The organism is Streptococcus oralis subsp. dentisani (assembly GCF_003944205.1).
Taxonomy (GTDB): Bacteria; Bacillota; Bacilli; order Lactobacillales; family Streptococcaceae; genus Streptococcus; species Streptococcus oralis_BH.
In genome coordinates this window covers 1-15,092 of record NZ_RJPH01000001.1, presented here as the reverse complement: position 1 = coordinate 15,092, position 15,092 = coordinate 1, and the positions used below count along the sequence as shown (strand labels likewise).

Annotated in this window: 7 protein-coding genes; all 7 read right to left on the bottom strand. The window is 43.5% G+C overall.

Annotated features, from left to right (window positions below; genetic code table 11):
- Positions 1–2: 2 nt before the first annotated feature.
- On the bottom strand, positions 3–1,337 hold the full coding sequence (gene murC / locus D8805_RS00045) for a UDP-N-acetylmuramate--L-alanine ligase (protein WP_125415010.1): 1,335 nt from the start codon (positions 1,335–1,337) through the stop codon (positions 3–5).
- 11 nt (positions 1,338–1,348) lie between these two features.
- Positions 1,349–1,960, bottom strand: a complete 612-nt coding sequence (locus D8805_RS00040; protein WP_125415009.1) for a cystathionine gamma-synthase — start codon at positions 1,958–1,960, stop codon at positions 1,349–1,351.
- A 47-nt stretch (positions 1,961–2,007) separates the two neighbouring features.
- On the bottom strand, positions 2,008–5,103 hold the full coding sequence (locus D8805_RS00035) for a DEAD/DEAH box helicase (RefSeq protein WP_125415008.1): 3,096 nt from the start codon (positions 5,101–5,103) through the stop codon (positions 2,008–2,010).
- A gap of 92 nt (positions 5,104–5,195) precedes the next feature.
- The gene (locus tag D8805_RS00030; protein ID WP_125415007.1) at positions 5,196–6,362 is read right to left on the bottom strand and encodes a MalY/PatB family protein; all 1,167 of its coding nucleotides are present in this window, start codon (positions 6,360–6,362) and stop codon (positions 5,196–5,198) included.
- A 7-nt stretch (positions 6,363–6,369) separates the two neighbouring features.
- The gene (locus tag D8805_RS00025; RefSeq protein ID WP_125415006.1) at positions 6,370–7,464 is read right to left on the bottom strand and encodes a cystathionine gamma-synthase; all 1,095 of its coding nucleotides are present in this window, start codon (positions 7,462–7,464) and stop codon (positions 6,370–6,372) included.
- Positions 7,465–7,609: 145 nt separating this feature from the next.
- A complete protein-coding gene (locus tag D8805_RS00020; RefSeq protein ID WP_000748532.1) occupies positions 7,610–9,568 on the bottom strand; it encodes a peptide ABC transporter substrate-binding protein in 1,959 nt (652 codons plus the stop codon).
- Between the two features lie 649 nt (positions 9,569–10,217).
- Positions 10,218–11,171 (bottom strand): LPXTG cell wall anchor domain-containing protein, encoded by a 954-nt coding sequence (locus D8805_RS10410; RefSeq protein ID WP_457920971.1) that lies wholly within the window; start codon positions 11,169–11,171, stop codon positions 10,218–10,220.
- Positions 11,172–15,092: the final 3,921 nt, after the last annotated feature.

Below are 15,092 nucleotides of genomic sequence, written 5' to 3'. Positions count from 1 at the left end.
CCTTATTGGACGTTGCTTGTCAAGTTTGACAAGAGACGTTCAAATGAATATTCATAGGTTTGGATGTCTCCAGCACCCATAAAGACGTAAACAGCATTGTCATGATCTAGGAGTGGAGAAACATTTTCAACTGTGATGACTTGGTGTTTCTTGTTGATTTTATTGGCTAAGTCTTCTACTTTAACATCACCATGGTCCACTTCACGTGCTGATCCATAGATTTGCGCTAAGTAGACTGCATCTGCCTGATTCAAGGCTCGTGCAAAATCATCCAACAAGGCGATGGTTCTTGTAAAGGTATGCGGTTGGAAGATTGCTACGATTTCCTTGCTTGGGTATTTCTGACGAGCCGCATCCAAGGTCGCGATGATTTCTGTTGGATGGTGGGCAAAGTCATCAATGATCACTGTATCATTGACAATTTTCTCAGTGAAACGACGCTTGACACCTGCAAAAGTTTTCAAGTGTTCACGGACCAAGTTCAAATCAAATCCAGCTGTGTAAAGCAATCCGATAACAGCTGTCGCATTCATGATATTGTGACGACCAAAGGTTGGAATGTGGAATTGACCCAACTCTTGTCCACGGAAGTGAACAGTAAAGGTTGAACCAGTTGTTGAACGAAGAAGATCACTAGCTACAAAGTCATTGCCCTCAGCTTCAAACCCATAGTAATAGATTGGAGCATTGGCTGTAATCTTACGCAACTCAGCATCCTCACCGTATACAAACAAACCTTTGGTAATTTGTTTGGCATAGTCGTTAAAGGCATTGAAAACGTCCTCTAGACTTGTAAAGTAGTCTGGATGGTCAAAGTCAATGTTGGTGATGATAGAGTACTCAGGATGGTAAGGCATGAAATGGCGCTCATATTCGTCTGATTCAAAGACAAAATATTTGGCATTGGCTGAACCACGCCCTGTCCCATCCCCAATCAAGAAGCTGGTGTCTGTGATGTGAGACAAGACGTGTGACAACATACCTGTTGTTGAAGTTTTCCCATGTGCTCCTGCCACCCCCATGCTGACAAAGTCGCGCATAAAGCTACCTAGGAATTCGTGGTAACGTTTGTAGCTGATACCATTTTGATCTGCATAGGCGATTTCAACGTTGTTATCTGGACGGAAGGCATTTCCAGCGATAATCTCCACATCACCTTGTAAGTTCTTTTCATCAAAAGGAAGAATCGCAATCCCTGCCTGCTCTAGTCCACGTTGAGTAAAGTAATATTTTTCAACGTCTGATCCTTGAACCTTGTGTCCCATTTGGTGCAACATCAAGGCCAAGGCACTCATCCCTGATCCCTTGATTCCAATAAAATGATATGTTTTTGACATGCTTTTCTCCCCTACTCAGTAATTCTTGTCAGATTCAACTCTTGGGCAACCTGACGTTCCTGTTCTGTTTGCTTATTCTTTTTATTATAGATTTGACTCTTCTTTAGAAAATCATAGTTGTTCTTTTTATTTTTTCCCGTTTGGGTTTTCGGAGTTGGAGTCGCCACTTGGCCAACCTCTTCAGCTAGAATATAGTGAGACTGGATCAAGTTTTTGCTAAACTTGGCAAACTCACCTGGATTTTCCTTTTGAAATGGTGCTGTTGGTTGGTTTCCTTGACGAACAAGTGTTGAACCATTGTGTCGTCTAGTATGACTAACATCCTGAGTCAAATACTTGGCTGAACGTTTCTTCTTCAGATCCGCACGCGCCTCTTCTCGAGCCAATTCAGCATACGTTTTTTCAACTTTTTTAGGTTCTGGAGCTGATTCTGGCTTTTTGCTAACCACTGGAGAAACTACGGTTTCTTCCTCATTGATAGGAGACCATTCCAAATAGTTCTTATCGCGGTAATCACCTTTGATATTGCTAATAAAGTCTGACTCATCGTACAAGTCCATGACTGGCATTTCGGTCAGCATGATCTCATCATCTGACACCAATGGAAATCGATCTTGTTTCATTTTGTATTTCCTTTCAACACTTCATTATAGCGTATTGTCTTGATTTTTCAAGTGCTGGCTTCAGAAATTCCCAAAATTTCACGAATTTCTGCCAGACTGAGACTCGCACGCGACTCCGTACCATCTAAAACTTGGGAAACCAAATGTTTCTTTTGTTCTTGAAGTTCTTGGATTTTTTCTTCAATGGTCCCCTTGGTAATCAAACGATAGACCTCGACCATCTGCTCCTGCCCCATGCGGTGGGCTCTTCCGATAGCCTGTGCTTCGACAGCGGGATTCCACCAGAGGTCCACTAGGATGACGGTATCAGCTCCCGTTAGATTAAGACCGACTCCACCTGCCTTCAGGGAGATGAGAAAGGCATCTCTCTCCCCTTGGTTAAAGGCCTTGGTCATCTCCTGTCTGTCATGAGCAGGAGTTGAACCTGTGATTTTGAAGGAAGTCAAGTCCAAATTTGGGAGCTCTTGCTCGATTTTTTCCAACATTCCTTTAAATTGAGAGAAAATCAAGACCCGATGCCCACCATCAGCCACTTGTAGCAATAAATCTCGGAGACTATCCAATTTACCACTGGCTCCTTGGTAATCGTCTATGAAGAGGGCTGGCGTATCGCAGATCTGGCGCAAACGCATGAGACCAGATAAGATTTCTACCCGACTTCTCTGGAATTCTTGATCTGTCACTTGCGCTAGGCGGTCTCGCATCTGTTGCAACTGGGCGAGATAGATGGCCTTCTGCTGGTCTTCCAGTTCATTTTTATAGACGACTTCAATCAGGTCAGGCAGTTCTGTAAGAACTTCTTCTTTCTTACGCCTCATGACGAAGGGTTTGATAAACTGCGCGACTCGGTCAGCCGGTAATTTCATAAACTCCTTTTTACTTGGTAAGAGCCCCGGAAGCACAATTTGAAAGATAGACCACAACTCTCCTAAATGGTTTTCGATGGGCGTACCTGACAAAGCAAAAACTGCTGGCACCACAAACTGGCGCAAACTCTGAGCAATCTTGGTTTGGGCATTTTTCATGACCTGAGCTTCATCTAAGAAGAGAAAATCAAAAGCCATCTCTTGATAAAGCTCGCTGTCTTGACGAAAGGTGGCATAGCTAGTCACATAGATTTGGTGATTTTCAGAAAGAATCGCTTCTCGATTCGCTTTCAAACCATGAACAACAGCCAAATCCAACTGTGGTGCAAATTTTCTAAATTCATCTGCCCAATTGTAGATCAAACCTGACGGCGCTAAAATCAAGACCCGACTATCTTCTGTCACCTGACTAGTTAAAAAAGCAATAGTTTGCAGTGTTTTTCCCAGTCCCATATCGTCTGCCAAAATGCCTCCAAAACCATAGTGGTGAAGCATCTGGAGCCATCGTACTCCCTTTTCTTGGTAGTCTCTCAAACTCGCTTGAACCTCTATGTCTCCTAAAGGAAAGTCCTCAGGATGGGTCAAATCATGAGCTAAATGCTGAAATTCCTCTGAGAAGGAGATCCTGTCTCGACCTTTAAAAAGCTGAGAAAGGCTATAAGCCAGAGATTTTCGCGCTTGGAAAGAACCATCTTTTAGCTCAACCCCCAGTTCCTGTAAATTTTGACGAATCTGCTTAGTTTCCTCATCAAAAAAGTACACTTGGTCAGAAGAACTGATATAGAAATCCTGATTGCTGGTCAGGGCTTTAAGAGCTTGATCAATCTCTTCTTGGGCAATCCCTTGGAAATCGAACTGGATTTCTAACAATCCTCCCTTGGACTCAATCTGAACCTGAGGAGCTTGGACGCTGTAGAGCTGATTTATCTCATCAGATAAGAAGACCTGACCCAACTTCTCAAAAGCTAGAATCGTATGGTGAAAGAAAGAATAAACCGATTCTGGCTTCAAAGCCTGTCTCCAAGACTGAAAATCAGCCTCAAAGCCAGCCCCTAAGCAGACTTGAAATAGCTGATTTTCCAAGACGGCATCGCTTGAAAATGGTAATTGTTCCAGCTGTTGACGACTAGTCACCTTAACATCTCCATAGTCAAACTGGATATTCAAGCGAATGCGGCCGTCATCCTCCCTATCAAAGTAAAAGCTTGGTGAAAAGGGTCTGATTTGCAAGCGCTCAGGGGCAGACACTGTGCCTAGCTGTCCAAACAAACGCAGACAAGCGGCCAGACGGTCACGATCACTGTTGTCAAACTGGAGGCATTTTCTCCCTCTCTCCTCCTGAGGAAGCTCCTTGATTTCCTTTAGGAGACTGATTTGTTTAGGGTTTAAGAGATAAAGATTCCCCTTACGAAAGAGAACCGCTCCCCCATAGAATACGTTGACTCGCTCACTTTCAGAAATCTCCATCTCAAAATAATCGGGATACTCCTGCACTGAAAAAGAGAACAGTTCTGCATCGGGATCTAAATCATGAAAGAGAAGATTTTCATAACTATCTATCTGGTGTTCAAAATGAAAATCCTCCAAGTTCATCAGCAACTCCACTCCCTGCTCAAAAAAGGTCAGAGGAAAAAAGAGGTGACGACCTTGATTAGGAAAAAAGAGCTCTTGACTCAGTCCCTCCTCAATCAAGCCACATAAAAAAGTAAGAACTTCTTGACTAGCTGTATCAAAAGCATCCCAAGACAAGTCATTTTCATAGTGTTTCCCAATCATATATGGCTTTCGATGGACTAGGACCTTCAAAAAGAGTGGGATGTCACGAATGACATAATATTTTTGACTATCAACTAAACCGATTCGGAGAGTCCAAAGGAGGCGATTGGTTCCAGCTTCCACCTGACCTTGAGCCGACAAAGTGTAGATTTTCTCTCTCTTCTGAGGTTGGATACGCTCCAAAAAACTACCACCAAAACTAACCTTGGTTTCGACCTCTTCTTGCTCTTCATGTCCTTTTTCTAAGGCTTGTAAAATCACTTGGCCTTCTTCATCATTTTTCAGATAATGCTCGAGCGCTGCGAGGTGAACACAGTAACCTCTTTTTTGGAAAAAATCACAAGCACAAAAAACAAGATCATCCTCTAAACTGTAGCGCAAGTCTTCTCCAGCTACACGTGTATAGAGGCGATTCCCTTTTTCCTTGATAATCTCAATGTTGCCTGTCTCATAGAGAGTAACACCCTCCATGCGCAACTTTCCCGGAATCAATTTAGCCATAGTTACCCCTTTATCTTATCTTTTCATTATACCACATTTTCCCCTATGAAAATAGCCTTCTAGGAAGACTTTTCTCCTAGAAGGCTCGATTTTTAAAGTGTAGCAAAAGTGGTCACGATGCGTTGGCAAACCTCTTCTAATACTGACTTCGGCATAGCTACATTGAGGCGGGCATGAAGAGCTCCCTCCTCCCCAAAGTCCAAACCTCGGTTCAAGATAACCTTGGCTTCATTCCTCAAAAGCTCTTGCAAACGGTCATCGGTTAGGTCATAGGCTGAAAAATCAAGCCAAATCAAGTAGGTACCTTGCGGTTTCATGACCTTAATCTTGGTTTCGTTGCCCAAAACATCCACTACATAGTTAATGTGGTCTTCAAAGACTTCCTTTAACTCTCCTAACCAGTCCTTGCCATAACGATAGGCAGCTTCTGTCGCCAAATAGCCCAAGCCTGAGATCTCATGCTGGTTATTGGCCAACTGACGTTTTCGGAAGGCCGCTCGAAGCTTTGGATTTTCAATAACTGCATAGGAATTCTTGGTCCCAGCAATATTAAAGGTTTTAGTGGCACTGCTCAAGATAAGGGCAAAGTCTTTAAAGGTAGGATCAATGGTGTTGAAAGACTGGTGTTTGTGACCAAAGAGGGCCAAATCTTGGTGAATCTCATCTGAAACCAACAAAACACCATGTTTTTGGCAGAGATGCCCAATCTTTTCTAACACTTCCTTTTCCCAAACACGTCCACCAGGATTGTGAGGATTGCAAAGGATATAAAGCTTCACATCCTCTTCCACCAATTCCTTCTCCAGCTGGTCAAAGTCAATCTCAAACAGACCATTCTTTTCCACCAAAGAATTGGTAATCAATCTGCGATTGTTCAGTTTGACACTGCGAGCAAAAGGTGGATAGACTGGTGTGTTAATCAGAACAGCCTCTCCTTCTTTTGTAAAGGCTTGAATAGCTGTTGAAATAGCTGGCACCACTCCCTCAATAAAGACGAGGGCATCCTTGTCAAAGTGATACCCATGTTGATTGGCTTCCCAGTCCTGAATCGACTTTATCAAAGCGTCGCTTGCATAAGTATAGCCATAGACCAACTGATCTGCATAGGCTTGTACAGCTTGTCGAACCTCAGGCAAAACCACAAAGTCCATATCTGCTATCCAAGCTGGTAGAACTTCTCGATCAGCTTCTGCTTCTTTCCATTTATAGGTATGGTGCCCAAAACGATTGGGCAGGCTTGTAAAATCATACTTTCCCATATTTGTCTTATCCTTCCAAGGCTTGGCGCAAGTCCGCAATCAAATCTCTAGCATCCTCAATCCCAATAGACAAACGCAAGAGATCATCTGTCAATCCATAGGAATGGCGCACTTCTGCTGGAATATCCGCATGAGTCTGGGTTGTCGGATAGGTGATCAGACTTTCTACCCCACCCAAACTTTCCGCAAAAGAGAAGACCTTCAAGCTATTTAAAATATGAGGAATACGTTTTTCATCCACTACTTTAAAGGAAATCATGCCTCCACGTCCTGTATAGAGCACTTCCTTGACAGCAGGTGAACCCTTCAAAAAAGCAACCACTTCTTGGGCATTGGCTGTAGAACGCTCCATACGAAGAGGTAGGGTTTTAAGTCCACGAATCAACTGATAACTATCAAATGGTGACAAGACCGCACCAGTCGTATTCAAATTGTAGAAAAGTTGTTCATATAGTTCTAAACTATTAGTCACAACCACCCCAGCCAAAACATCATTGTGCCCTGCCAAGTACTTGGTTGCTGAATGAAGAACGATATCCGCACCGTCTTCAATCGGACGTTGGTAAATCGGACTGTAGAAGGTATTGTCCACCACTACCTTGGCACCCTTGGCATGAGCTAGTTTGGCTAGTTTTGCAATATCAAATTCCAACATCAAGGGATTAGTCGGCGTTTCGATGTAGAGAACATCCACATCATTTTCCAGCTCAGCAATCAACTCTGCTTCCGTATTGGCATAGGTAAAATGGAAACGGCCTTCTTGCTCCACTTGGTTGAACCATCGGAAAGAACCCCCATAAAGATCTCGCACAGCCAAGACTTTACTTCCTACTGGAAAAACACTAAAAGCCAGTACAATCGCAGCCATACCTGAGCTCGTCGCTAGGGCATAGTCTGCTGACTCAATAGCTGCCAAGACTTCCTCCACCTTACTGCGAGTTGGGTTTTTAGTGCGCGTATAGTCAAAACCAGTAGACTGACCGAATTCTGGATGCTGATAAGTTGTTGAAAAATGAAGCGGCGTCACCAAGGCACCTGTCGTCTTATCTGACTTGATACCCGCCTGGGCCAAAATTGTGTTGATGTGTAGTTCTTTGCTCATACAATACCTCCAAATCTATAGTAACTATTGTACCACTTATTTTCACTAACTCATTTTCTTGTTTTCAAGAGCTAGTTATAGTTTCAAACTATATAAAAACGATAGTTCTTTTAGAAACTATCGTTTTTCCTGTTGAATAGACTGGTTATTTAACGTGTTTTGCCAATTCTTCTTGGGCTTTTTTATTGGATTCTTCTTTTTCTTTCAGCCATTTTTCTTTAGCTTTTTCATACTCATCAGCCGTTACAGTCTTATCTTGTAACTTGAGGTACTTGTATGATTCCACACCCTTATTTCCTGCTTGTGAGAATGGTGCTGAGAATGGAACTGTCTTTCTCAAGCTAGGTGTTCCACCAAGGGAAACGTTTGGAATTGCAAGGGCGCTATCAACGAGCCAAGCTTGAATTTCTGCATATTTTTCATAACGTTTCGCTGGATCTTGCTCCTTGTTAGCTTCTTCTAACATTTGAGTGTAAGTATCCAGACCAACTGCCTTAGCCTTGTCATTGACCTCACCTGGTTCTAGACCAAGGTTTTGCAACATACCGCCGTTATTGACATTTAGGATATCTAGATAGCTTGATGGATCCAAGTAGTCAGCACTCCAACCGCCATTATAGATATCAAAGTCTTTTTGAGCTGCCGTTTGAGCGAGGTAGCTAGAATTATCGAAGTCATCTGTTGATAATTGTTGGATATCAATAACCACATTCTCAGCTCCTAGAACAGATTCGATGGATTGTTTTAAAGAACTTGCTTCAAGTACACCTTTTTTAGCTGATTGGTCAACTGATACATCCAAGTGAATTGGGAATTGCACACCCTTAGCTTCCAATTCTTTCTTAGCTTCAGCAAATTTAGCCTTAGCCTTGTCAGGATTGTAGTATGGATCTTGCGCGTCTGCAAAGTTGATTCCTTGCCATTCTTGACCATAGTTGACCATCTTTTCTGAAACAACATCGCCAAAGTCTTTTCCGTTGATACTTACAAATGTAGGAGGTACCACTAGGTTACGAATAATCTTCGTTGCTCCATCTTCCCCTTGAGATTGAGCTCCATAGGCTGTACGGTTATAAGCATAGTTGAAGGCTTGACGGAAGTTTTTATTCAGAACTGCTTCTTGTGTTGATTTCTTTTCGATATCTGAGGACTTAGAAGTGAAGTTATAAGATTTTCTGTCCAAGTTGAAGTTCAAGTAATAAGAAGTTGCGGTTTGCATACTATAGATGATGTTATCCTTGTTCTTCTCTTTAATTCCTTCAAAGCTTGAGCTATTTGGATAGAGACGCGCGTAGCTGTAGACTCCTTCTACAAAGTTACGAGCTAGGGCATCTTGGTCACTACCATCATAGTAAGTCAATTTCACATCGTCCACAAAGACATTTTTAGCATCCCAGTAGTTCGGATTTTTCTTGTATTCGATAACAGATTTTGAAACAAATGATTTCATCAAGAAAGGTCCATTGTACAAAATGCTAGAAGGGTCTACCTTACCAAAATCATCCCCTTTTGATTTCAAGAAATCCGCATTGACAGGGAAGAGAATGGTTGAAGTTGTTTTAGAATTCCAATAAGATTCTGGACGTGTCAAAGTGTACTGAACTGTTTGGTCATCAATCGCCTTCACACCGACAGTTGAAAAGTCTGTTGTTTTACCGTTGATATAGTCATCCAAACCTGCTACAGAGTCTTGAACCAAGTACAAGGCTTCAGATTTTTTATCTGCCGCATATTTCAAACCTGTCACAAAGTCTTGAGCAGTTACAGGTGCGTATTCTTCACCTTCGTATGTATACCACTTGGCATCTTTACGAAGTTTGTAGGTATAAGTCAAACCGTCCTTGGAAACGGTCCAATCCTCTGCCAAAGATGGAACATAGTTACCATATTGGTCATTTTCCATCAAACCATCTACCAGATTGGTAACGATATCATTGGTTGTTGCACGGTTCTCTGCTAGATAGTTCAAACTAGATGGATCACTAGAATAGACATAGTTATATGTTTTAGATGAACTTGCTGAGTTCCCACATGCGCTCAATAGGATACCTGCGCTTAATACGACACCTGCCAGTGTCAGATACTTGGCCTTAGACTTTTTCATTTCCAGAACCTCCTGTTTTAGATATTTGCCTTATTATACAGCTTTAGTTTTATTTAGTCAAGCAATTCCTGTCACAAAAGGTCGAAATTATATTATTTTCTATACAAATTTTAGATTTTTATCTATTTCGTTAGGTATATGCAATGAGTAGTGTAATATTTTTACCTCTTATTCCTAAGTGCTTTAAAAGCTGTCTTGTAATTCGGATATTCTCTTTGGTAGTGATTAATAACCAGTAAGACATCATTAAGTTCTTTGGGAGGTTTAGAAATGGAAATCCATCAAAAATAAAATTGATGGGGCATCCACTCCTTTTCAGACGCTATTTCAAACTTTTCTTAAATCTAAATCCTATATCAATAATATCCTTGAATCCCTTCATTTCAATACTAAGTTGGAAGCAATCAGCAAGAATATAAGATGTCTAGTATTTGATTTTCAAAATTTCAAAAATTTAGAGTGATAGTTCTCGTCACTTTGAATGTTAGAAAAGAGAGAACCAATCTGATTCTCTCTCATGCTTAATTAGATGTCACTCTCTACAGTTGACAAAAAGCCCAAAAACCCCAGATAGCCTTGAGCTATCCGGGGTTTTTGTTTTCATCGCTAAAATGATATCAACAATTTCATTTTAGTCGATTTTTGGGACTTAGTCTTCTAAATCCATTTCAGAAGCTGCTGATTTCTTCTTCTTGCCAAGAAGAGAGGCAGTTGCCAAGGCAGCTACTCCTAATCCAAGACCAGCAAATTGGTTACTTGCAGTTCCTGTATTTGGAAGTTTTCTACCGTTTGAACGTCCTGGTCCAGCAGGTTGTTGGGCAGGAGCTTGTGAGTGGTTCAATGCACTTGAGATTGAAGCACTGTCAGACAAGCTAGCTGAGGTACTTGCGCTATTGCTCAAGCTTGTGCTTGTTGAAACTGATTCACTTGTGCTGATTGAAGCACTTACGCTGTTGCTCAAGCTTACTGAAGTACTTGCTGAAGTTGAGGCATCGCCTGAACCATTGCTTGTACTTGTTGAACCTGAACCACTACCTGAGTTGTTGCTTGCACTGATTGAAGCTGATTGGCTAGCTGATACAGACGCTGAAGTGCTTTGACTTGCAGATACTGATGCGCTAGCTGATTGACTAGCTGAGCCATTGCTTGTGCTTGTTGAACCTGAACCATTACCTGAGTTGTTGCTTGCACTGATTGAGGCAGAAATGCTGTCACTCAAGCTTGCGCTTGTTGAGACTGACTCACTTGCGCTGATTGAAGTAGAAGTACTATCGCTCAATGATACACTTACTGACTTGCTGAGTGAAACTGACTCACTTGCACTTACAGATTCAAGGTAGCTAGGAAGGTTAAACTCTGGCTTAGATTCGCTTGTTGGCTCACCCTTACTATAGCTGAATGAGTTAGATTGTTGTGACGCACTTGTACTCAAACTGCTTGAAACGCTATTGCTCAAGCTTACTGAAGTACTTGTTGAAACTGAAGTACTACTTGAGTTGTTGCTTGCTGATTCAGATGCACTGATTGAGGCTGATACGCTATTGCTCAAACTTGTGCTTGCTGAGTGGCTCGCACTAATTGAAGCAGACACGCTGTTGCTCATGCTTGTGCTTGCTGATTGGCTCGCACTGATTAAAGCAGACACGCTGTTGCTCATGCTTGTGCTTGCTGATACTGAAGCACTAATTGAAGCAGATACGCTGTTACTCAAGCTTGTGCTTGCTGATTGGCTCGCACTGATTGAAGCAGATACGCTGTTACTCAAGCTTGTGCTTGCTGATTCAGATGCACTAATTGAGGCTGACACGCTGTTGCTCAAGCTTGTGCTTGCTGATTGGCTCGCACTGATTGAAGCAGACACGCTGTTGCTCATGCTTGTGCTTGCTGATTGGCTCGCACTGATTGAAGCAGATACGCTGTTACTCAAGCTTGTGCTTGCTGATTGGCTCGCACTAATTGAAACAGACACGCTGTTGCTCAAGCTTGTGCTTGCTGATTCAGATGCACTGATTGATGCTGACACGCTGTTGCTCATGCTTGTGCTTGCTGATTCAGATGCACTGATTGAGGCAGATACGCTGTTACTCAAGCTTGTGCTTGCTGATTGGCTCGCACTGATTGAAGCAGACACGCTGTTACTCAAGCTTGTGCTTGCTGATTGGCTCGCACTGATTAAAGCAGACACGCTGTTGCTCATGCTTGTGCTTGCTGATTCAGATGCACTGATTGATGCTGACACGCTGTTGCTCATGCTTGTGCTTGCTGATTGGCTCGCACTGATTGAGGCTGACACGCTGTTGCTCAAGCTTGTGCTTGCTGATACTGAAGCACTGATTGAAGCAGATACGCTGTTACTCAAGCTTGTACTTGCTGATTCAGATGCACTAATTGAAGCAGACACGCTGTTGCTCATGCTTGTGCTTGCTGATTGGCTCGCACTGATTGAAGCAGACACGCTGTTGCTCATGCTTGTGCTTGCTGATTCAGATGCACTGATTGAGGCAGATACGCTGTTGCTCAAGCTTGTGCTTGCTGATTGGCTCGCACTAATTGAAGCAGACACGCTGTTGCTCAAGCTTGTGCTTGCTGATTGGCTCGCACTGATTGAAGCAGACACGCTGTTGCTCATGCTTGTGCTTGCTGATNCTGAAGCACTAATTGAAGCAGATACGCTGTTGCTCAANCTTGTGCTTGCTGATTCAGATGCACTAATTGAAGCAGACACGCTGTTGCTCAAGCTTGTGCTTGCTGATTGGCTCGCACTGATTGAAGCAGACACGCTGTTGCTCAAGCTTGTNCTTGCTGATTGGCTCGCACTGATTGATGCAGATACGCTGTTGCTCAAGCTTGTGCTTGCTGATTCAGATGCACTGATTGAGGCAGACACGCTGTTNCTCAAGCTTGTGCTTGCTGATTGGCTCGCACTGATTGAAGCAGATACGCTGTTGCTCAAGCTTGTGCTTGCTGAGTGGCTCGCACTAATTGAGGCAGACACGCTGTTGCTCAAGCTTGTACTTGCTGATTCAGATGCACTGATTGAGGCAGATACGCTGTTGCTCAAGCTTGTGCTTGCTGATTGGCTTGCACTGATTGAGGCAGACACGCTGTTGCTCAAGCTTGTGCTTGCTGATTCAGATGCACTGATTGATGCGGACACGCTGTTGCTCAAGCTTGTGCTTACTGATTGGCTTGTACTGATTGACGCTGATACGCTGTTGCTCAAACTTGTGCTTACTGATTGGCTAGCACTGATTGATTCGGATACGCTGTTGCTCATGCTTGTGCTTGCTGAGTGGCTCGCACTTACAGACGCTGAAGCTGATTGGCTTGCAGATACTGATGCGCTAGTTGATTGGCTTGCACTTACTGACGCTGAAGCTGATTGACTTGCTGATACAGATGCGCTAGCTGATTGGCTTGCTGATACAGATGCTGAAGCGCTTTGACTTGCTGATACAGATGCTGAAGCTGATTCACTTGCAGATACTGATGCTGAAGCTGATTGGCTTGAGCTTACAGAAGCTGAAGCTGATTGGCTTGCAGATACTGATGCTGAAGCTGATTGGCTTGAGCTTACTGATGCTGAAGTTGATTGACTTGAGCTTACTGATGCGCTTGCTGATTGGCTTGCACTTACAGACGCTGAAGCTGATTGGCTTGCAGATACTGATGCTGAAGTTGATTGACTAGCTGATACAGATGCTGAAGCTGATTGACTAGCTGATACAGATGCTGAAGCTGATTGACTTGCACTTACAGACGCTGAAGCTGATTGGCTTGCAGATACTGATGCTGAAGTTGATTGACTTGAGCTTACTGATGCGCTTGCTGATTGGCTTGCTGATACAGATGCTGAAGCTGATTGACTTGCTGATACAGACGCTGAAGCTGATTGACTTGCTGATACAGATGCGCTAGCTGATTGGCTTGCTGATACAGATGCTGAAGCGNTTTGACTTGCTGATACAGATGCGCTAGCTGATTGGCTTGCTGATACAGATGCTGAAGCTGATTGGCTTGAGCTTACAGAAGCTGAAGCTGATTGGCTTGCAGATACTGATGCTGAAGCTGATTGGCTTGAGCTTACTGATGCTGAAGTTGATTGACTTGAGCTTACTGATGCGCTTGCTGATTGGCTTGCACTTACAGACGCTGAAGCTGATTGGCTTGCACTTACAGATGCTGAAGTTGATTCACTTGAGCTTACTGATGCGCTAGTTGATTGGCTTGCAGATACTGATGCTGAAGCTGATTCACTTGCAGATACTGATGCTGAAGTTGATTCACTTGCAGATACAGACGCTGAAGTTGATTCACTTGCAGATACAGACGCTGAAGCTGATTCGCTTGAGCTTACTGATGCGCTTGCTGATTGGCTTGCNGATACNGATGCTGAANCTGATTGGCTTGAGCTTACAGANGCTGAAGCTGATTGGCTTGCAGATACTGATGCTGAAGCTGATTGGCTTGNGCTTACTGATGCTGAAGCTGATTGACTTGCAGATACTGATGCTGAAGCTGATTGGCTTGNTGATACTGATGCTGAAGCTGATTGGCTTGAGCTTACTGATGCTGAAGTTGATTGGCTTGCACTTACTGACGCTGAAGCTGATTGACTTGCTGATACAGATGCGCTAGCTGATTGGCTTGCTGATACAGATGCTGAAGCTGATTGACTTGCACTTACTGATGCGCTTGCTGATTCACTTGCAGATACTGATGCGCTTGCTGATTGACTTGCACTTACTGATGCGCTAGCTGATTGGCTTGCACTTACAGACGCTGAAGCTGATTGGCTAGCTGATACTGATGCTGATGCTGATTCACTTGAGCTTACTGATGCTGATGCTGATTGGCTTGCACTTACTGATGCGCTAGTTGATTGACTTGCAGATACTGATGCTGAAGCTGATTCACTTGCAGATACTGATGCTGAAGCGCTTTGGCTTGCAGATACTGATGCTGAAGCGCTTTGGCTTGCAGATACTGATGCTGAAGTGCTTTGGCTTGCAGATACTGACGCTGAAGCTGATTGACTTGAGCTTACAGAAGCTGAAGCACTTTGGCTTGCAGATACTGATGCTGAAGCTGAGGCACTTTGGCTGGCGCTTACTGATGTTGAAGCACTTTGACTTGCAGATACTGATGCTGAAGCCGATTGACTTGAGCTCACTGAAGCACTGATGCTTGCACTTACTGATGCTGAAGCGCTTTGGCTTGCTGATACTGATGCAGAGTGGCTCGCGCTTGCTGAGATAGAAGCTGAGTTCTGGTCGTTAGATGCTGAAGCTGAGGCACTTTGGCTGGCGCTTACTGATGTTGAAGCACTTTGACTTGCAGATACAGATGCTGAAGCCGATTGACTTGAGCTCACTGAAGCACTGATGCTTGCACTTACTGATGCTGAAGCGCTTTGGCTTGCTGATACTGACGCAGACTGGCTCGCGCTTGCTGAGATAGAAGCTGAGTTCTGGTCGTTAGATGCTGAAGCTGAGGCACTTTGGCTCGCGCTTACTGATGCTGA